The sequence below is a fragment of the Streptomyces sp. DSM 110735 genome, assembly GCF_016482685.1.
Classification (GTDB): Bacteria; Actinomycetota; Actinomycetes; order Streptomycetales; family Streptomycetaceae; genus Streptomyces.
This window is the reverse complement of record NZ_JACYHF010000025.1, coordinates 53,561-71,246: the sequence shown is the minus strand read 5'-3', so window position 1 is coordinate 71,246 and position 17,686 is coordinate 53,561. Positions and strand designations below refer to the sequence as shown.

Annotated in this window: 17 protein-coding genes; 6 read left to right on the top strand and 11 right to left on the bottom strand. The window is 71.7% G+C overall.

Annotation, left to right across the window (positions count from 1 at the left end; genetic code table 11):
• Positions 1 to 115: 115 nt before the first annotated feature.
• Together IF655_RS27525 and IF655_RS27520 are read left to right on the top strand one after the other, a co-directional pair.
• Positions 116 to 997, top strand: coding sequence for a winged helix-turn-helix transcriptional regulator (locus IF655_RS27525; protein ID WP_199587836.1), 882 nt, complete (start codon positions 116 to 118; stop codon positions 995 to 997).
• An 8-nt stretch (positions 998 to 1,005) separates the two neighbouring features.
• Positions 1,006 to 1,848, top strand: coding sequence for an MOSC domain-containing protein (locus IF655_RS27520; protein WP_199587835.1), 843 nt, complete (start codon positions 1,006 to 1,008; stop codon positions 1,846 to 1,848).
• Here IF655_RS27520 and IF655_RS27515 read toward each other — a convergent pair.
• Positions 1,779 to 3,761, bottom strand: a complete 1,983-nt coding sequence (locus IF655_RS27515; protein WP_199587834.1) for a Xaa-Pro dipeptidyl-peptidase — start codon at positions 3,759 to 3,761, stop codon at positions 1,779 to 1,781. The two genes, IF655_RS27520 and IF655_RS27515, sit on opposite strands and share 70 nt — an antisense overlap.
• Before the next feature lie 194 nt (positions 3,762 to 3,955).
• On the opposite strand from IF655_RS27515, the gene IF655_RS27510 reads away from it, so the two are divergent.
• Positions 3,956 to 5,446 carry a M1 family metallopeptidase gene (locus IF655_RS27510; RefSeq protein WP_199587833.1) on the top strand — a complete coding sequence of 497 codons (1,491 nt, stop codon included), beginning with the start codon at positions 3,956 to 3,958 and terminating at the stop codon, positions 5,444 to 5,446.
• A gap of 77 nt (positions 5,447 to 5,523) precedes the next feature.
• Here the strand turns inward: IF655_RS27510 and IF655_RS27505 are convergent, their stop codons facing one another.
• The 4 genes from IF655_RS27505 to IF655_RS27490 form a co-directional block, all read right to left on the bottom strand.
• Entirely contained in the window at positions 5,524 to 6,144 is a 621-nt protein-coding gene (locus tag IF655_RS27505) for a 2'-5' RNA ligase family protein (RefSeq protein ID WP_242488961.1), read from the bottom strand.
• A gap of 83 nt (positions 6,145 to 6,227) precedes the next feature.
• Positions 6,228 to 7,154, bottom strand: a complete 927-nt coding sequence (locus IF655_RS27500; protein ID WP_199587832.1) for a PfkB family carbohydrate kinase — start codon at positions 7,152 to 7,154, stop codon at positions 6,228 to 6,230.
• Positions 7,151 to 7,489 (bottom strand): hypothetical protein, encoded by a 339-nt coding sequence (locus tag IF655_RS27495; protein ID WP_199587831.1) that lies wholly within the window; start codon positions 7,487 to 7,489, stop codon positions 7,151 to 7,153. Before IF655_RS27495 ends, IF655_RS27500 begins: the two co-directional genes overlap by 4 nt.
• Positions 7,490 to 7,565: 76 nt before the next feature.
• Complete coding sequence (locus IF655_RS27490) at positions 7,566 to 9,035, bottom strand: amino acid permease (RefSeq protein WP_199587830.1); 1,470 nt, start codon at positions 9,033 to 9,035, stop codon at positions 7,566 to 7,568.
• A gap of 251 nt (positions 9,036 to 9,286) precedes the next feature.
• Here IF655_RS27490 and IF655_RS27485 point away from each other — a divergent pair, with 251 nt between their 5' ends.
• Together IF655_RS27485 and IF655_RS27480 are read left to right on the top strand one after the other, a co-directional pair.
• Positions 9,287 to 10,009, top strand: a complete 723-nt coding sequence (locus IF655_RS27485; RefSeq protein WP_199587829.1) for a MerR family transcriptional regulator — start codon at positions 9,287 to 9,289, stop codon at positions 10,007 to 10,009.
• A 45-nt stretch (positions 10,010 to 10,054) separates the two neighbouring features.
• Complete coding sequence (locus IF655_RS27480) at positions 10,055 to 10,921, top strand: GNAT family N-acetyltransferase (RefSeq protein WP_199587828.1); 867 nt, start codon at positions 10,055 to 10,057, stop codon at positions 10,919 to 10,921.
• 3 nt (positions 10,922 to 10,924) lie between these two features.
• Here IF655_RS27480 and IF655_RS27475 read toward each other — a convergent pair whose 3' ends face one another.
• From IF655_RS27475 to IF655_RS27460, 4 genes are all read right to left on the bottom strand, one after another.
• Positions 10,925 to 11,359: a VOC family protein gene (locus IF655_RS27475; RefSeq protein WP_199587827.1), complete on the bottom strand. Its 435-nt coding sequence runs from the start codon at positions 11,357 to 11,359 to the stop codon at positions 10,925 to 10,927.
• A gap of 74 nt (positions 11,360 to 11,433) precedes the next feature.
• Positions 11,434 to 11,904 carry a DUF2269 family protein gene (locus tag IF655_RS27470; RefSeq protein ID WP_199587826.1) on the bottom strand — a complete coding sequence of 157 codons (471 nt, stop codon included), beginning with the start codon at positions 11,902 to 11,904 and terminating at the stop codon, positions 11,434 to 11,436.
• Positions 11,901 to 12,218: a hypothetical protein gene (locus IF655_RS27465; RefSeq protein WP_199587825.1), complete on the bottom strand. Its 318-nt coding sequence runs from the start codon at positions 12,216 to 12,218 to the stop codon at positions 11,901 to 11,903. The genes IF655_RS27470 and IF655_RS27465 overlap by 4 nt, the downstream gene beginning before the upstream one ends.
• Before the next feature lie 65 nt (positions 12,219 to 12,283).
• Positions 12,284 to 12,973, bottom strand: coding sequence for a DJ-1/PfpI family protein (locus tag IF655_RS27460; protein ID WP_199587824.1), 690 nt, complete (start codon positions 12,971 to 12,973; stop codon positions 12,284 to 12,286).
• A 196-nt stretch (positions 12,974 to 13,169) separates the two neighbouring features.
• Here IF655_RS27460 and IF655_RS27455 point away from each other — a divergent pair, with 196 nt between their 5' ends.
• Positions 13,170 to 14,108 (top strand): GlxA family transcriptional regulator, encoded by a 939-nt coding sequence (locus IF655_RS27455; RefSeq protein WP_199587823.1) that lies wholly within the window; start codon positions 13,170 to 13,172, stop codon positions 14,106 to 14,108.
• 95 nt (positions 14,109 to 14,203) lie between these two features.
• Here IF655_RS27455 and IF655_RS27450 read toward each other — a convergent pair whose 3' ends face one another.
• Positions 14,204 to 16,378: a 3-hydroxyacyl-CoA dehydrogenase NAD-binding domain-containing protein gene (locus IF655_RS27450; RefSeq protein ID WP_199587822.1), complete on the bottom strand. Its 2,175-nt coding sequence runs from the start codon at positions 16,376 to 16,378 to the stop codon at positions 14,204 to 14,206.
• A gap of 86 nt (positions 16,379 to 16,464) precedes the next feature.
• A complete protein-coding gene (locus IF655_RS27445; protein ID WP_199587821.1) occupies positions 16,465 to 17,679 on the bottom strand; it encodes an acetyl-CoA C-acetyltransferase in 1,215 nt (404 codons plus the stop codon).
• Positions 17,680 to 17,686 lie beyond the last annotated feature (7 nt).

The following is a 17,686-nucleotide window of genomic DNA, read 5'->3' as shown; positions in this document are numbered from 1 at the left end:
AGGTTCCGAATGGGAACCTACTATGGGCGCACGGCGGCCTGTCAACGGCTTCCGGCGGCGCGTTCCTGAGGAGTCACGACGATGGGGCCACGACGATGACGATGGGGCCACGGCGATGAGACCACGGCGCGAGGCGGACGACGCCTGCGGCATCGCGCAGGCGGCAGCGGTGGTGGGCGACTGGTGGAGTCTGCTGGTGCTGCGCGAGATCGCGCGCGGCCATGTGCGCTTCGACCAACTGGCGGAGGAGCTGGGCGTGTCCCGCAAGGTCCTCGCGGAGCGGCTGCGCGCGCTGACCGACCACGGGGTGCTGGAGCGCCGCCGCTACCAGGAGCGGCCGCCCCGCCACGAGTACGTGCTGACCGAGCAGGGCCGGGGGCTGCTGCCCGTGCTGGTGTCGCTCCAGGACTGGGCGGACCGCTGGCTCCTCGGCGACGGCACCCTCACCGGCCAGGCGCCCGACGACGGCGCGGAGGCGCGGCGGGTCGCGGCGCTCGTCGGTGCGCGCGTGCCCGCCGGGGTGCGCCTGCCGGGGACGGACGGCGCCGTGTACGACCCGGTCTCCCCCACCGCCCGCGCGACCGTCCTGTTCGCCTACCCGGCCACCGGCATACCCGGTCTCCCGGCCGACCCGGCGCCCTCCGCCGTCCCCGGCAGCGCGGGCTGCACGCTGGAGAACCGCCAGTTCCGCGCGGCGTGGCCGGAGTTCGAGACGTCCGGTGTCGCCGTGCACGGGGTGAGCACTCAAACCCCGGCGGAGCAGGCAGCGTTCGCCCGCGCCGAGGAACTGCCCTTCCCGCTGCTGTCCGACGACCGGCTCCAACTGACCGCCGCCCTGCGGCTTCCGACGTTCCGCGCCGGACAGGACCTGCGCGTCAAGCGGCTCATCCTGGTGATCGACGCCGAACGGACCGTCCGGCACGCCCTGTTCCCGGTCACCGACATCCCCGCCGCTGTCTCCCGCAGTCTCGACCTCGCCACCGCGTGCGGGCGGTGATCCCGGGCATGGCGACGGTGACGGCGCTGCGCCGCTACCCGGTGAAGTCCATGCTCGGTGAGTCCCTGACCGGCGTCGCGGTCACCGCACGGGGGTTGCACGGGGACCGGGTCGCCGCGGTGCTGGACGAGTCGGGGGCGGTCGGTTCCGCCAAACACCCGCGCAAGTGGGGTCCGTTGCTGACCTGCCGGGCGACACTGTCCGACCGTGTGACGGTCGAGCTGCCGGACGGCACGGAACTCTCCCCCGGCGACCCGGAGTTGGACGCCCGGCTCTCCAAGCTGCTCGGCCGCGGGGTCTGCGTGTCGGACGACCCGGCGCGGGGCGGGGGCGCGCTGGAGCGTGCGGTGCCGGAGTACGAGGGCGGGCTCCCGGACGTACTCCGTGACACGGCCCGTACGGATGCCACCGGTGCGGCGATCACCTCGGGGCGGGTCGCGCCGGGGACGTTCTTCGACTACGGCAGGGTGCATCTGGTCACCACGGCGTCCCTGGCGCGGCTGCGGGCGGCGTACCCCGCCGGGGACTTCGACGCGCGGCGCTTCCGGCCGAACCTGGTCGTGGACACCCCCGGCGCCCCCGGTTTCCCCGAGGACACCTGGCTCGGGGGTCGACTCCGCGTCGGTGAGGTCCTGTTCCGCGTCGCCGTCCCCACCCCGCGCTGTGTGGTCCCCACGCTGGCCCAGGCCGGCCTTCCGGCCGACCCGGGCATCATGCGTGCCGTGGCCCGCGAACACCGGGTGCCGGTCTTCGACCTGGGCCGTCTGTCGTGTGTCGGTGTCTACCTGGACGTGCTCGAACCGGGCACGGTCCGGCTGGGCGACACGGTGGACGTGCAGCCGTCGCCGTAGCCGCTCGCGCACTCCGGTGTGCCGACGACGGTGAGGGTGCGTGCGGCGGGTGCTGTCGCGGTGGCCCGGGCGAGGGCCTTGGCGCCGCCGTCCAGGGGGAGTCGGGCCCGGGTGCGGGAGAGGTCGAGGGTGAGGGTGGGCCGGGTGGAGGGCGGTTCGATGAGGTCCTTGTCGGTGCCCGCGACGACCAGGGCAAGACGGTGTCCCGCCGGGACGACGTGGTCGGTGGCGGCCAGGTCGAGGGTCATGGTGTAGGCGCGCCCGGGGGTGAGCGGGGTGCCCTTGGCGAGCGAGGCGTGGTGGCCGAGGTCGGCCCAGCCCCGGCTGACGACGGTGGCGTCGACGTGCACCGTCTTGGCCGCCGTGGTCTTGAAGCAGGCGCTGTCCCCGGTCGTGCTCTCGCCCCAGCAGGTGCGGTCGGCGAGGGTGGTGATGCCCTCGCCGCCGTCGGCGTAGTCGCGGATGGTGTCCGGACCGAGGTCGACCAGGACGGCGGACAGATGGGCGGAGGCGGTGCTCGGTGTGGCGGTCACGGTGACGTGCGAGGAACCGGAGATCCGCAGCGGTCCGGTGAGCGCCGGGGTGACGAAGGCGGCCTTGTCGGGCGTGGACTTCGTGAGGTCGGCCGCCCAGTCGGTCTCGCTCCGGCTCGGGTCGTCGGTGAACCGCTCGGTGCCGGTGGACCGGCCGAGCCCCAGGGTGCCGACGCCGGGGGTGGCGCCGCGCGCCGGGTACAGGGTGGTGGTCCGGGTGTCGCGCGGCGGCCAGACGGCGGAGGTGACCCACTGGTCGGGGTGGCGCTCGATGTCGGCCATGGGCGCGCGGTCGATGCCGTTGTCGTAGCCGAGGAGTTCGTGGTCGAACCAGCGGTGCAGGGTGTCGACCCAGGCGCCGCGCCGGTAGTCGAAGGGGTCGACGTGGCCGGTTTGGGAGAGCCAGATCTTGCGCTCGACGCCGTGCTTCGCGAGCGCGTCCCACCACTGGCCGAAGTGCTTGGTGCGGACGTTGAGGTCCTGCATCCCGTGGACCAGGAAGACGCTGGCGCGGACCTTGGCCGCGTCCTTGACGTAGTCCCGCTCGGTCCACAGACCGGTCCAGTCGCCGCTGGTGGGGCTGCCGTCCGCGAGCTTCTTCTGCACGGCCGCGCAGTGCGCCTGGGCGCCCTCGCTGTCGACGTATCCGGCCAGTTCGTCGGGTCCGCCGTCGTAGAGCTGGGCACCCTGGGCGAAGTAGTAGTCGTACCAGGAGGAGATGCCGCTGATCGGCACGATGGTCTTGAGGTTCTTCACCCCGGTGGCGGCGACGCCGTTGGCGATGGTGGCGTCCCAGCTCTTGCCGATCATGCCGGTGGCGCCGGTCGTCCAGCTCGCCCTGACCGGTGTGCCGCCGGTGCGGCTGGTGTAGGCGCGGGCCCGGCCGCCGAGCCAGTCGACGACCGCCTTGGCGGAGCGGATGTCGGAGCGCCCGCCGACGTCCACGCAGCCGTCGCTGCGGTTGGTCCCGGCGAGGTCGACGCCGACGAAGGCGTAACCGCGCGGCACGAAGTAGTTGTCGTAGAAGAGCGGCATCTGGACGACGTGCCCCTGCGCGTCGTACGTCTTGAGCTGGCTCTCGTTGCCGCGTCCGCAGCAGGAGTAGTAGGGGCTGGCGTCCATGATGACGGGCACCTTGCGACCCTGGCGGGCGGGTTCGGAGGGGCGGACGATGTCGGCGGCGACGCGGTCGGTGCGGCCGTCGCCGTCCCCGTCCAGACCGGTGTCCACCCACACCGACTCGCGGACGGCGTGCGCGTACGAGTAGACGGGCCTGCTCTCGCGGGGTGCCGCCTGGGCGGCGACCGGTACGAGGAAGACGGCCGTCAGGGCTGCGACGGCCAGGATCGCGAGCGTTCTCCAGAGCGTGCGAATCGGCATGGGCGGACGGTACTCCGGTCAACTGCCGTGCAAAAGAAGGCGCTTCGGGGCAGGGGCGGCGTGTCGGCGCGACGCGGGGTCGGCGTGTCGGCCGAATGGCGATCGTGTGACAGGAGCGGCCGTGGACACCCGCGGGACCACAGGGACTCAATAGGCTCCGAACAGACTTTCCCTACCGACGACTTGGAGCTGACGTGCACCGCAGAATCTTCGCGCCGGGCGCGCTGGCCGCGGCCTCCCTCCTGCTGGCGGTCCCGGCGTCGGCCGCGACCTTCGCGCCGGGCGCGCCGGGCATCGGTGACCCCTACTACCCGTCCTACGGCAACGGCGGCTACGACGTCTCGCACTACGACCTCCGCCTGAAGTACCAACCGAAGACCGACGAGCTGGAGGGCACCGCGACCGTCCTGGCGAAGACCACCCAGGACCTCTCCAGCTTCGACCTGGACTTCCTGCTGGATGTGAGCGAGGTGCGGGTCAACGGCGTGAAGGCGGGCTTCGCCTCCTCCGGCGAGCACGAGCTGGTCGTCACGCCGAAAACCCCGCTGCCGAAGGGGACGCCGGTCACCGTCGTGGTCCGCTACAGCGGGGTGCCGTCCACGAAGAGCGCGTACGGCTTCACCACCTGGCACCGCACGCCCGACGGCGCGGTGGCGGCCGACGAGCCCGAGTCCGCGTGGTGGTGGTTCCCGAGCAACGACCACCCGAGCGACAAGGCGACCTACGACGTCTCGGTCGCCGTCCCGGACGGCACCCAGGCGATCTCCAACGGCGCGCTGACGTCGACCAGTTCGAAGCTGGGCTGGACCCGCTACACCTGGCGCCAGGACAAGCCCCAGGCGACCTATCTGGCCACTCTGGCCCTCGGTCGCTTCGACATCACCACCTCCACCTCCGAGGGCGGGGTGCCGGTGATCAACGCCTACAGCAAGGACCTCGGCGACAACGACGGCGCCGCCCGCGCCAGCGTGGAGCGCACCGGCGAGCTGGTGGACTGGCTGAGCGGCTACTTCGGTCCCTATCCGTTCGCGACGGCGGGCGGCTACGTCCCCAACACCACCACCGGCTACGCGCTGGAGACCCAGACCCGCGTCTACTACAGCCCGAAGCAGTTCGCGGCCGGCTCCAACACCTCGGTGGTCGTGCACGAGCTGGCCCACCAGTGGTACGGCGACGACGTCTCCCTCAAGGGCTGGAAGGACATCTGGATCAACGAGGGGTTCGCCCGCTACGCCCAGTGGCTCTGGTCCGAGCACGAGGGCGAGGGCACCACCCGCGAACTGGCCGACTACGTCTACGCCTCCCACCCGGCCGACGACGCCTTCTGGACGGTCAAGCCGGGCGACCCCGGCGCGGACGGCCAGTTCGACCTCGCCGTCTACGACCGCGGCGCCCTCGCCATCGAAGCCCTGCGCCACGCCGTGGGCGACGACGCCTTCTTCACGATCCTCAAGGGCTGGCCCCGGGCTCACGCCTACGGCAACGCCTCGGTCGCCGACTTCCAGCGCTACGCCGAACAGATCTCCGGCAAGCCGCTGTCGTCCCTCTTCGACACCTGGCTCTTCGAACCGACGAAGCCGGGCTCGCCCGCGACGGGCGCTTCCCTGGCCCGCAGCGCCGCGCAGGTGACCCAGCCGAAGTCCTGGAAGAAGATCGAGGCGACGAACGACGTGCACGGGCACTGAGCAGCCCGTTCCGGCCGGTCGCGTCCACGCGGTCGGCCGGAACGGGTGGGTTCGGTTCGGCTCGGCTCGGCTCGCGGCTAGCCCAGGGGCACCGAGGCGAAGGGCTCCCACTCGTACATCTGGTGGTCGCGGTGGAGCACGATCAGGTCGGCGTGGGTGATCCGGGCGCGGGCCGGGGTGAAGTCGCGCCCGTCGAGCGCCTGGAAGACGGGTCCCGCCGGACCGTCGCTCGCGCTGTAGGCAACCGAGACGTGCGGGGTGAAGCCGTCGGCGTTCTCCGGGACCTCGGTCAGGACGTCCCCGATCGCGCTGCGGATCGCACTGCGGACGGCGTGCACGGGACCGTCCGGGTGGACGGGCAGCACGACGGCTTCCGGGTCCGGCACGTGCGGGCCGAGCTGCACGTCGAAGGCGGGGATGGCGGCCAGGTGCTCTCCGGCCGCGTCGGCGACGGCCCGCGCGTCCCGTTCCTTGACCTCGTCCACGAAGCCGATCCCCTGCATCGTCAGATGCAGCCATCGGTCCGGGACGAGCGTGAACGCGTCTCCGAGCGGGGCGAGCGCGGAGCGGTACTCGGCGGCGAGCCGGTGGAGATCCCGCTGACCCTCGAACGTGAGGTGCCAGGTGTAGAAGCGGCGGCCCTCGCTCCAGTCGGGCCGCCACCACCAGTGGTTCCGCATGTCGTCGAACGAAGTCATACGGCGATGAAATCAGGCGGTCCCGGTGTCTGGCGAGAGCGCGGGACGGCCGCGCCGCTTCCCGGGGGACCGAATCCCGGCTCTCAGCCGGTGGTCCGCCCCGCCGGATCCGCCGTCCCCGCGAGCAGCGCCGCCCGGTCGATGGCGTCCGTGCGGTCCGCCGGGACCGTGCACGCGTACGCTCCCGCGACCGCGCCGTAGCGGGCGCAGCGCTCCGGGGGCTCGCCGTTCAGGTGGCCGTGGAGGAAGGCGGCTGCGAAGGCGTCGCCCGCGCCGTTGGAGTCCGTGACCGGGGCGGGTGGGGTGGCGGGGGGTATGTGGGTCAGGGTGCCGTTCGTGAGGAGGTGGGCGCCCTGGGCTCCCGCTGTGGCGACGACGGTTCGGGCGCGACCGTGGGTCGCGATGCGGCGCATCGTGGACTCGGGGTCGGACAGGGCGGTGGCGGAGAGGAAGACGAGGTCGGCGGCGAGGGCGAAGGGCTCGTGGTAGGGGTTCTCGCCGTCCCAGTCGTGGAGGTCGGTGGAGAGGGGGGCGCCTGTCTCCAGGAGGAGGGGCAGTGCCTCGGCGCAGGGGTGGGTGATCGTCACGTGGACGTGTCGGGCGGCCGAGGCGAGGGGGCGCAGCACCTCCGGCGGGAAGCGGTCGTCGGGGCGGGCGCGGCTCGTGTCGTAGAGGGAGAGGCGGCGGCCGTCGGGACCCACCAGGTTGACCGCGCGTTTCGTCCCGGCGGGTTGCGGGAGCGCGGTCAGGGCGATGCCGTGGTCGGTGTGCAGGGTGCGGACGAGGTCGCCCTCGGGGTCGTCGCCGAGCAGGTCGAGGTGGTGGACGCGCAGACCGAGGGCGGCGAGGCTCAGGGCGACGAAGTCGCCGGTCTGTCCGGCGCGGGTGCGGATGCCGGAGTCGATCATGTAGCTGTCGGCGTAGGGCAGCGGCAGCTCGGGGACCGGCACGATCGTGTCCACCCCGGCTCCGCCGAGCACCAGTACGTCGATCCCGTCCCGCACGGTCATGGACCGCCCTCCCCGTGGTCGTACACCGCCACCGCGATGCCCCGCCGCACCAGCCGCCCGGCGATGAGCGGCTCCACGTGCGGCCAGGTCCCGCCCGCCAGGCCGCAGCCTATGCGAGGCATGTGCACGGAGGCACCGAGTTCGATCACCTGACCGGCGAGACGGTCGAGGGCGGGGGCGTTCGCGCCGGGTGTTCCGACGCCATACCGGCCGATCATGTTGGCGACCCAGAGGTCGGTGTCGTTGCAGACGTGGGCGATCACCCGTGCGCCGTCCGCACACGGCTCGGTGGCGTCACCCCGGACGTAAGCGATCCCCGAAACGATCTCCGACATGACGCCACCGTAGCGGCGGCCACTGACAACGGCGCCGACCTGCGTTTTCACGGGGCGCGGGCAGCCCCGGCAACGGCTACTTCGCCAGTTCCGCCGGCTCCTCGGCCGCGTTGCGGCGCACCCGGCCCCGCACCCCGTACCAGCCCGCGACCAGCAGCACCGCGATGACCGGGATGAGCAGCAGGGTCTTGCGGCCCACGTCCGGGTCGTTCCACATCATGCCGAGGCAGACCAGCAGGAAGACGATCGTGGCGATCTCGGTGACCGGGCTGAACTTGAGCTGGAAGTGCGGCCGGGTGACCTGGCCCGCGCGGGCGCGGCGGACGAAGATCATGTGGCAGATCATGATGATCACCCAGGTGCTGATGATGCCGAGGGAGGCGACGTTCAGCACGATCTCGAACGCCTGGCTGGGCACGAGGTAGTTCAGACCGACGCCGAGCACGCAGACCGCGCAGGTCAGCAGGATGCCGCCGTAGGGGACCTGGCTGCGGTTCATCCGGGCGGTGAACTTCGGCGCGGAACCGGCCGTCGCCATGGAGCGCAGGATGCGGCCCGTGGAGTACAGACCGGAGTTCAGCGAGGACATGGCGGCGGTCAGCACGACCAGGTTCATCACGTCACCGGCCGCCGGAATGCCGATCTTGGACAGCACGGTGACGAACGGGCTCTGGTCGGCGGAGTACACCGAACCGGGCAGCAGCAGCGCGAGCAGCACGACCGAGCCGACGTAGAACACGCCCACGCGCCACATGATCGAGTTCACCGCGCGCGGGACGACCTTCTCGGGCTTCTCGGTCTCACCGGCGGCGACGCCGACCAGTTCGAGCGCGGCGTACGCGAAGATCACGCCCTGCATGACCAGGACGACGGGCATCATGCCGTGCGGGAAGATGCCGCCGTGGTCGGTGATGACGCTCAGACCGGGCTGGTGGCCGCCCACGTCGTGCTGGGTGGCCAGCAGGAAGATGCCGACGAACATGAAGCCGACCAGTGTCGCGACCTTGATGATCGCGAACCAGAACTCCATCTCGCCGAAGATCTTCACCGAGATCAGGTTCACGGCGAGGACCACCGCGAGGGCGATCAGCGCCAGCACCCACTGCGGGATGGGCGTGAACATGCTCCAGTAGTGCGTGTAGAGCGCGATCGCGGTGATGTCCGCGATGCCGGTGGTCGACCAGTTCAGGAAGTACATCCAGCCGGCGACGTAGGCGCCCTTCTCCCCGAGGAACTCGCGCGCGTACGACACGAAGGAGCCCGAGGAGGGGCGGTACAGGACCAGCTCGCCGAGCGCCCGCACGACGAAGAAGGCGAACACGCCGCAGACCAGGTAGGCGATCGCGAGCGCGGGGCCCGCGTTGTGCAGACGGCCACCGGCGCCCAGGAACAGGCCGGTGCCGATGGCACCGCCGATGGCGATCATGTTGACGTGTCGGGCCTTGAGGTCCTTGCTGTATCCGGCGTCGCCCGCGTCCGCGGGCGTCTGGGACGCCTGGGCCGCCTGTACGGCGGCCGGTGCCGATTCCACGGCTTCCTTGCTCACGGGTCGTTCCACTCTCTGGTGCGCCCGGACCTGGGCCCGGGGTCCTGACAATTCGGTCCGCCCCGCCTCGGTGTGTCGCGGTTCAGACCAAGGCAGCAGCTTCCCAGAGAGATCACCCGTAATGCGGTGGTCCACGTCACAGAGCGGTACTTCTCACACATCCTCCCCGGCTTTCACAGCACCGGTACGGCGGCGATACTGCTGCGCATGACGACCGAGGATGGGCGCACGACGACCGAGGGCTGCCGCGCATGACGACCGAGGCCGAGGAACCCGCCCTCACGATCGACGAGCTGGCCGCGCGGTCCGGCGTCAGCGTGCGCACGGTCCGTTTCTACGGCACCCGGGGGCTGCTCCCGCCCCCGGTGATAGGTCCGCGCCGGGTGGGCCGCTACGGCCGCGAGCACCTGGCCCGGCTCGCGCTGATCGAGGAACTCCAGCTCCAGGGGCTGACCCTCGCCGGGATCGAGCGGTATCTGGAACGGCTCCCCGCCGATCTTTCCGACCAGGACCTCGCCGTGCACCGCGCGGTGGTCTCCTCATGGGCGCCCGAGGCGGTGGAGACGCTCTCGCGGGCGGACCTGGAGCGCCGGGCCGGGCGCCCGCTGGACGACGAGGACCTGCGCCGCCTCGCCGCGATGGACGTCCTCGCCCCCGAGGGCGACGACTGGCGCGTGGACGCCGGTCTCCTGCGCCTCGGCGTACGCCTCCTGGACGTCCCCCTCTCCCACGAGGTGATCCTCGCCGCCCGCACCGCCCTCCTCGACCACTCCCGCGCCGCCGCCCGCGAACTCTCCGACCTGCTGCGGGGCGCGGTGACGGAGCGGGACGCGCGGGACGTCCGCTCCCTGTCGGCGCACATGCAGCCGCTGGTGGTGCAGGCGCTGCTGACGACGTTCCAGCGGTCGCTGAAGCGGGAGGTGCGGCAGTGGCTGTCGGAGGCGGGGGCGGAGGACGTGGAGGACGCGGAGTAGAAAACCCGCTGCGGACCGCCCGCCCCGTGGTGTGTCATCGACGGCATGGCCATCGCGCTGGGCAAGCCGGGGATCGACGAGCTGACCGACGCCGAGGGCGCGCTGCGGGGGTGGCAGTCCGACGGGGCTCCGACGCAGTTGCACCCCGGGGACCTGGGCTGGTTCCGGCGCTACGGCGCAGAGGCGACGGCAGCGGCGGTACGGACCTGGAGCCGCGACAACCGGGTCCTCGCCGTCGGACTGCTGGACGGACCCGGGCTGCTGCGGCTGGCGATCGCGCCGGGCGCGTGGCGGGACGAGGAGCTGGCGCGGAAGCTGGTGACCGACCTGGCGGCGCCGGAACGCGGGGGACTGCCGACGGGGCGGGCGTACGTCGAGGCGTCCCCGGGCACGCTGGTCCGCGACCTGCTCCTGGCGGACGGCTGGCAGCCCGACGAGCCGTGGACACCGCTGCACCGCGACCTCGCGGAGCCGGTGGACGATCCCGGTGTACGGATCGAGACGGTCGGCCCGTCGCTGGCGCAGGTCCGCGCCGCCGTACAGCGCGCCGCCTTCGAAGGGTCGGCTTTCGCCTCCGCGCACTGGCACGCGATGGCCACCGGACCGGCGTACGCCGACGCCCGGTGTCTCCTCGCCTACGACGACCAGGACACCGCGGTGGCGATGGTGACGGTGTGGTCGGCCGGTCCGGGCAGACCCGGACTGCTGGAGCCGCTGGGGGTGCACCGGCGGCACCGCGGTCGCGGCTACGGGCGTGCCGTCACCCTCGCCGCGGCGGTCGCGCTGCGGGAGCTGGGGGCGTCGAGCGCGCGGGTCTGCACGCCGAGCGCGAACGCGGGAGCCGTGGCGACGTACCGGTCGGCGGGGTTCCGGGGGCTGGGTGAGGTGCGGGACCTCCGGCGGGACGCGTAAGCCTCAGTCCAGGCAGAACTCGTTGCCCTCGACGTCCTGCATCACGATGCACGACTCGTTCTCGCCGTCGGCCCGCAGCAGCCGCTCGCGCCGCGCCCCGAGCGCGACCAGCCGCGCGCACTCTGCCTCCAGCACGGCCAGCCGCTCCTCCCCCACCAGCCCGGTGCCCACCCGCACATCGAGATGCACCCGGTTCTTGACGACCTTCCCCTCGGGAACCCGCTGGAAGTACATCCGCGGTCCCGCCCCCGTGGGATCCATACAGACGAACGCCGCCCCCTGCCGTTCGACCGGCAACGACCGCTCGAACGCCGCCCAGCTCTCGAACCCCTCGGGCGGCGGCGGTACGACGTACCCCAACACCTCGCACCAGAAGCGAGCGACCCGCTCGGGTTCCGCACAGTCGAAGGTGACCTGGACCTGCCTGATCGGTGACATTCGGCGCACGATAGCAGCGGGGCGCTGATCCTCAACTCCCTTTTCCGCGCGGGCGACTCGGTCCGCCCCCGCGGTCACGCCCCCGTCGTCGAGCCGGGGCGGATGATCATCAGGACGGTGACCGTGGCCCAGAGCAGGTTGAAGACACCGGTGAACATGGCGAGGCGGGCCGGGTTCAGGGGAGTCGGGGGCGCGGTGGCGGGGTCCGTTGTCGTGGTCAGGGCGTCCTCCTGGGCGGGGAGGATCAGGAGGGCCAGGATTACGGCAGCCGCGGCGGTCAGCAGCATCGAGGTGATCAGCCAGGCGTCGCCGAGGACGCCGAGGCTCTCGGCGGTGACGAAGCCGAAGAGGGGGACGGCGATGCCGATGCCCGCGTAGACGCGGCAGATGCGGTGCAGTGTCCGCAGCGTTGTGCGGGCGTCCGCGTCGGCGTCGTCGCCGAGTACGCGGCGCAGCGTCGCCGGGAACATGCTCGCGGCGACGGTGACCGGTCCGATCGCGACCAGGGCGGCCAGGACGTGCAGGGACAGCAGGAGCTTGGTCACGCCTGGTGCTCCCGCTCGGCTCGACGCTCGCCGGTGACCTTCGAGGAGGGAAGGCGGCCGGCCCGGGAGATGCCCTGGAGGGTGTCGCCGTCGACCGTCACGTCGAAGGCGAGGTTCAGCCGCAGGGGTTTGGTGACGGCTTGCCTCCAGGTGAGCCGGTCGCCGTCGAGGGTGATGTCGTCGAGCGGTACCTCCTCCCCGGTTCCGTGGGCGACGCCGGTCAGGACGCCGTCCCGCTCACGGAGTTCGACCAAGGGCTTGATCTTGCCGATGGGGGTGGAGACGGTCAGGTACCAGGTGCCTTCGACGGACATGCCGATGTTCTTTCTGACGGTGGGAGGGGAGAGAGTGCGCGAGCGGCCTGCGTGGGGCCGGGGGTTCAGAAGGCGGTGGGCGCCGGGCCCTGGGGTCGCCAGACGGTGCCGCGCCGCTCGTAGGCGAAGAGTTCTTCGACCGCGTGCGCGACCCGGGGACCCACCTCGCGCTCCAGCAGATATAGCCCCAGGTCGAGCCCGGAGGTGACCCCGGCGCCGGTGATCAGGTCGCCGTCGTCGACGACGCGGGCGCGGACCGCGTGGGCGCCGGTGGCGTCCAGCATGTCGAGACCCAGGTGGTGGGTGGTGGCGTGACGCCCCTCCAGCAGCCCCGCCATGGCCAGGACGAGGGAGCCGCCGCAGACGGTGGCGACCGTGATGTCCGGGTCCGCCATGGCCTGCTTGAGGAGCGCGGGGAGCCCGGTGGCCAGGATGCGGCCGAGCCGTACGGGGATGAACTCGTCCTGCGTCCGTTCACCGGCGCCCACCTCCTCCTCCGGGACCTCGCCGGGTGTGCCCGCGAGACCGGAGGCGCCGGGCACCAGGATCATGTCCGCGCGCTCCAGGTCGAGGGCGCCGGTGGCGCGCAGTGCCAGTCCTCCGGTGCCGCTGATCACCTCACGAGGTCCCTCCGCGGAGACGAGTTCGACGCTCACCGCGCCGTCCGACGCCGCGCCTCCCGCGTGCAGCACCTCGTAGGGGGCGATGACGTCGAGCGGGTCGAAGTCGTCGAACAGGACAATCTGGACGTGCATGGAGGTTCCTCCGAGGTCGCTTTCCACCGGGCGCCTCGAAGTCAACCGGCTGTCACCGTGCTCGCCCAGTGGCACTGGTGACAGGTTTCAACGGGATAGTGCCAAGAGCTTCAGGAAAGCGTGGAGCTGCGGTTGTGTGGGGTCTACCGGCTGCTGGAGCCGGGATCGTCAACCGGTGAGGAGGTAGGTTCCGGCCATGCACACCGTCGCCGTTCTCGCGCTCGATCAGGTGATTCCGTTCGATCTGTCCACCCCGGTCGAGGTCTTCTCGCGGACCCGCCTGCCCGACGGGCGTCCCGGTTACCAGGTCCGGGTGTGCGCCGAGCGCGAGGAGATCGACGCCGGAGCCTTCGCCCTGCGCGCGCCCTGGGGTCTTGAGGGTCTCCGGGGCGCGGACACGATCATCGTGCCGGGCGTCGGCGAACCCACCGCTCCCCTCTCTCCCGCCGTACGGGACGCGCTGCGGTCGGCCGCCGCCGACGGCACGCGGATCGCCTCCATCTGCGTGGGCACCTTCCCGCTGGCCGCGACCGGGCTCCTCGACGGGCTGCGCGTGACGACCCACTGGCGTGCGGCAGGGCTGCTGGCCGCGACCTATCCCGCCCTCGACGTCGACCCGGACGTCCTCTACGTCGACAACGGCCAGTTCCTCACCTCGGCCGGGGCGGCCGCGGGTCTGGACCTGTGTCTGCACATGATCCGCCGCGACTACGGCTCGGCGGTCGCCGCCGACTCCGCCCGGCTGTCGGTGATGCCGCTCGAACGGGAGGGCGGGCAGGCGCAGTTCATCGTCCACGACCACGCGCCCACACCGCAGGGCTCCGAGCTGGAGGCGCTGCTCACCTGGCTGCGGGAGAACCTGGCGCGCGATCTCACCCTCGCGGACATCGCCGGGCGGGCCGGTACCAGCACCCGGACCCTGATCCGCCGTTTCCGCGACCAGACCGGCACCACCCCGCTCCAGTGGCTCCACCGGGCCCGCATCCGCCAGGCCCAGCATCTGCTGGAGACGACGGAGCACTCCGTCGAACGCATCGGCCACCAGGTCGGCTTCGCCTCACCCACCAGCTTCCGCGACCGTTTCAAACGCACCACGGGTGTCAGCCCGCAGACGTACCGGCGCACGTTCGCCTGAAACCAGGGCGCCTCGGACCGTCGCCGCGCCGGATACCGACGCGGGGTGTGTCCCGGAGGCCAAGGGCCTCCGGGACACACCCCGTCTACGCGTCGTCAGCGGCCGTCCGTGAAGGTCTCCCCCCGCTCCGCCTTCTCCACCAGCAGCGCGGGCGGGTCGAAGCGGTCGCCGTAGCGCTCCGCCAGCTCCCGCGCCCGGGCCACGAAGCCGGGCAGACCGCCCTCGTAGCCGTTGATGTACTGCAGGACTCCGCCGGTCCAGCCGGGGAAGCCGATACCGAGGATGGAGCCGATGTTGGCGTCGGCGACGGAGGTCAGGACGCCCTCCTCCAGGAGGCGGACGGTGTCCAGTGCCTCGGAGAACAGCATCCGCTCCTGCATGTCGCGGAACGGGATCTCGTACCCCGGCTTGGTGAAGTGCTCGCGCAGTCCCGGCCAGAGACCCGCGCGCTTGCCGTCCTCGTAGTCGTAGAAACCGGCTCCGCCGCTGCGGCCGGGGCGGTGGAACTCGTCCACCAGGCGGTCCACGACCTCGTCGGCGGGGTGCGGGGTCCAGGTGCCGCCCGCCTCCTCCACCGCGCGGCGGGTCTCGGCGCGGATCTTGCGCGGGAGGGTGAGGGTCAGCTCGTCCATGAGGGAGAGGACCTTCGCGGGGTAGCCCGCCTGGGCCGCCGCCTGCTCCACCGAGGCGGGTTCGACGCCCTCGCCGACCATGGCGACGCCCTCGTTGATGAAGTGGCCGATCACCCGGGAGGTGAAGAAGCCGCGGGAGTCGTTGACGACGATCGGGGTCTTGTTGATCTGGCGGACCAGATCGAAGGCGCGGGCGAGGGTCTCGTCGCCGGTGCGCTCGCCCTTGATGATCTCGACCAGCGGCATCTTGTCGACCGGCGAGAAGAAGTGCAGCCCGATGAAGTCGCCCTGCCGCTCGACGCCTTCGGCCAGCGCGGTGATGGGGAGCGTGGAGGTGTTGGAGCACAGCAGCGCGTCGGGTTCGACGACGGACTGGATCTCCTGGAACACCTTGTGCTTGAGGGCGGTGTCCTCGAAGACCGCCTCGATCACCGCGTCGCAGCCCGCGAGGTCGGCCACGTCGGCGGTCGGGGTGATGCGCGCCAGCAGGGCGTCCGCCTTCTCCTGGCTGGTACGGCCCTTGGCGACGGCCTTGGCGCACAGCTTCTCGGAGTAGCCCTTGCCCTTGATAGCCGCCTCCAGGGCGACGTCCTTGAGGACGACCTCGATCCCGGCGCGCGCGCACGAGTAGGCGATGCCCGCGCCCATCATGCCCGCGCCGAGCACGGCGACCTTGCGGACCTGGCGCGGCTCGATGCCCTTCGGGCGGTTGGCGCCGGAGTTGACGGCCTGGAGGTCGAAGAAGAACGCCTGGATCATGTTCTTCGAGGTCTGCCCGGCGGCCAGCTCCGCGAAGTAGCGCGCCTCGATGAGCTGCGCGGTCTCGAAGTCGACCTGGGCGCCCTCGACGGCGGCGGCGAGGATGTTGCGCGGCGCCGGGTAGGGCGCGCCGTTGGTCTGCTTGCGCAGGGACGCGGGGAAGGCGGGCAGGTTGGCGGCGAACTTGGGGTTGGCCGGGGTGCCGCCGGGGATGCGGTAACCGGGCTGGTCCCAGGGCTGCCTGGACTCCGGGTTGGCGTCGATGAAGGCGCGCGCCTTCGCGATCAGCTCCTCGGGCGTCTCGGCCACCTCGTGCACGAGGCCGTTGTCGAGCGCGCGGCGCGGGTTGTACTGGGTGCCCTGGAGCAGCACCTTCAGCAGCGCGTCGGTGATGCCGAGCAGCCGTACCGTACGGACCACGCCACCGCCGCCGGGCAGCAGACCGAGGGTGACCTCGGGGCAGCCGATGCGGGAGCCGGGGGCGTCCAGGGCGATGCGGTGGTGGCAGGCGAGGGCGATCTCGAAGCCGCCGCCGAGCGCCGCGCCGTTGATCGCGGCGACGACCGGGACGCCCAGGGTCTCGATGCGGCGCAGGTTCCGCTTGATGGCGAGGCCGCCGTCGTAGAGGTCCTGCACGGTCTCGGGGGTGACCCGGATCAGGTCGCGCAGGTCGCCGCCCGCGAAGAAGGTCTTCTTGGCGGAGGTGAGGACGACACCCCGGATCGAGTCCTTCTCTGCCTCCAGGCGGTCGGTGATCGCGGCGAGGGAGTCGCGGAACGCCTGGTTCATGGTGTTCGCGGACTGGCCGGGATCGTCGAGGACGAGGGTGACGACACCGGTGTCGTCCTGTTCCCAGCGGATGGTGGTGCTCTCGGTCATGACAGTCGTCTCCGTAGAAGTCTCTTGATGGCGCAGATCCCGCAGATCCCGCTGATTGCGCTGATTCCGCTGATTCCGCCGGGAGTTCAGATGCGCTCGATGATCGTGGCGATGCCCATGCCGCCGCCCACGCACAGGGTGACCAGGCCGTAGCGCTTGTCCTGGCGCTCCAGTTCGTCCACGAGGGTGCCGAGGATCATCGCGCCGGTGGCGCCGAGGGGGTGGCCGAGCGCGATGGCGCCGCCGTTGACGTTGACCTTGTCCAGGGACAGACCCATGTCCTTGACGAAGCGGAGCACGACGGCGGCGAACGCCTCGTTGATCTCGACCAGGTCGATGTCGTCGATGGTCAGCCCCGCCTTGGCGAGCGCCTTGCGGGTCGCGGGGGCGGGACCGGTGAGCATGATGGTGGGCTCGGAGCCGGAGACGGCGGCGGAGACGATCCGGGCGCGCGGGGTGAGACCGTACCGCTCCCCCACCTCGCGCGAGCCGATGGCGACCAGGGAGGCGCCGTCCACGATGCCGGAGGAGTTGCCCGCGTGGTGGACGTGGTCGATCTTCTCGACCCAGTGGTACTTCTGCAGCGCGACCGCGTCGAAGCCGCCGAGTTCGCCGATGTCCGCGAAGGACGGCTTGAGCTTCGCGAGGGAGTCGGCGGTGGTGCCGGGGCGCGGGTGCTCGTCGTGGTCGAGGACGGTCAGACCCGCGCGGTCCCTGACCGGGACGAGGGAGCGCTCGAAGCGGCCCTCCTTGATCGCGGTGGCGGCGCGCTCCTGGGACAGCGCCGCGTACTCGTCCACGTCGCGGCGGGAGAAGCCCTCGATGGTGGCGATGAGGTCGGCGCCGATGCCCTGGGGCACGAAGTTGGTGGCCAGGTTGGTCATCGGGTCGTTGAACCAGGCGCCGCCGTCCGAGGCCATCGGCACCCGGGACATCGACTCGACGCCGCCCGCGAGGACCAGGTCCTCCCAGCCGGAACGGATCTTGGCGGCGGCCATGTTGACGGCTTCCAGACCCGAGGCACAGAAGCGGTTCTCCTGCACGCCCGCCACGGTGTCCGGGAGTCCCGCGGCGACGGCGGCGATCCGGGCGATGTCCGAGCCCTGGTCGCCGACGGGACCGACGACGCCGAGCACGATGTCGTCGACGGCGGCCGGGTCCAGGTCCGGGTTGCGGCCCTGCAGTTCACGGATGAGACCGGTGACGAGGTCGATGGGCTTGGTGCCGTGCAGGGCGCCGTTCGCCTTGCCGCGGCCGCGCGGGGTGCGGATCGCGTCGTACACGTACGCTTCGCTGCTCACTGGGGTG

Coding starts and splice junctions, on each gene's coding strand:
- IF655_RS27500 (WP_199587832.1), bottom strand. CDS start 7,154: ATGACCGTGCGGGACGGGATCGACGTACTGGTGCTCGGCGGAGCCGGG.
- IF655_RS27520 (WP_199587835.1), top strand. CDS start 1,006: ATGGCGACGGTGACGGCGCTGCGCCGCTACCCGGTGAAGTCCATGCTC.
- IF655_RS27515 (WP_199587834.1), bottom strand. CDS start 3,761: ATGCCGATTCGCACGCTCTGGAGAACGCTCGCGATCCTGGCCGTCGCA.
- IF655_RS27465 (WP_199587825.1), bottom strand. CDS start 12,218: ATGTCCGTCGAAGGCACCTGGTACCTGACCGTCTCCACCCCCATCGGC.
- IF655_RS27455 (WP_199587823.1), top strand. CDS start 13,170: ATGCACACCGTCGCCGTTCTCGCGCTCGATCAGGTGATTCCGTTCGAT.
- IF655_RS27480 (WP_199587828.1), top strand. CDS start 10,055: ATGGCCATCGCGCTGGGCAAGCCGGGGATCGACGAGCTGACCGACGCC.
- IF655_RS27505 (WP_242488961.1), bottom strand. CDS start 6,144: ATGACTTCGTTCGACGACATGCGGAACCACTGGTGGTGGCGGCCCGAC.
- IF655_RS27450 (WP_199587822.1), bottom strand. CDS start 16,378: ATGACCGAGAGCACCACCATCCGCTGGGAACAGGACGACACCGGTGTC.
- IF655_RS27475 (WP_199587827.1), bottom strand. CDS start 11,359: ATGTCACCGATCAGGCAGGTCCAGGTCACCTTCGACTGTGCGGAACCC.
- IF655_RS27495 (WP_199587831.1), bottom strand. CDS start 7,489: ATGTCGGAGATCGTTTCGGGGATCGCTTACGTCCGGGGTGACGCCACC.
- IF655_RS27525 (WP_199587836.1), top strand. CDS start 116: ATGAGACCACGGCGCGAGGCGGACGACGCCTGCGGCATCGCGCAGGCG.
- IF655_RS27460 (WP_199587824.1), bottom strand. CDS start 12,973: ATGCACGTCCAGATTGTCCTGTTCGACGACTTCGACCCGCTCGACGTC.
- IF655_RS27485 (WP_199587829.1), top strand. CDS start 9,287: ATGACGACCGAGGCCGAGGAACCCGCCCTCACGATCGACGAGCTGGCC.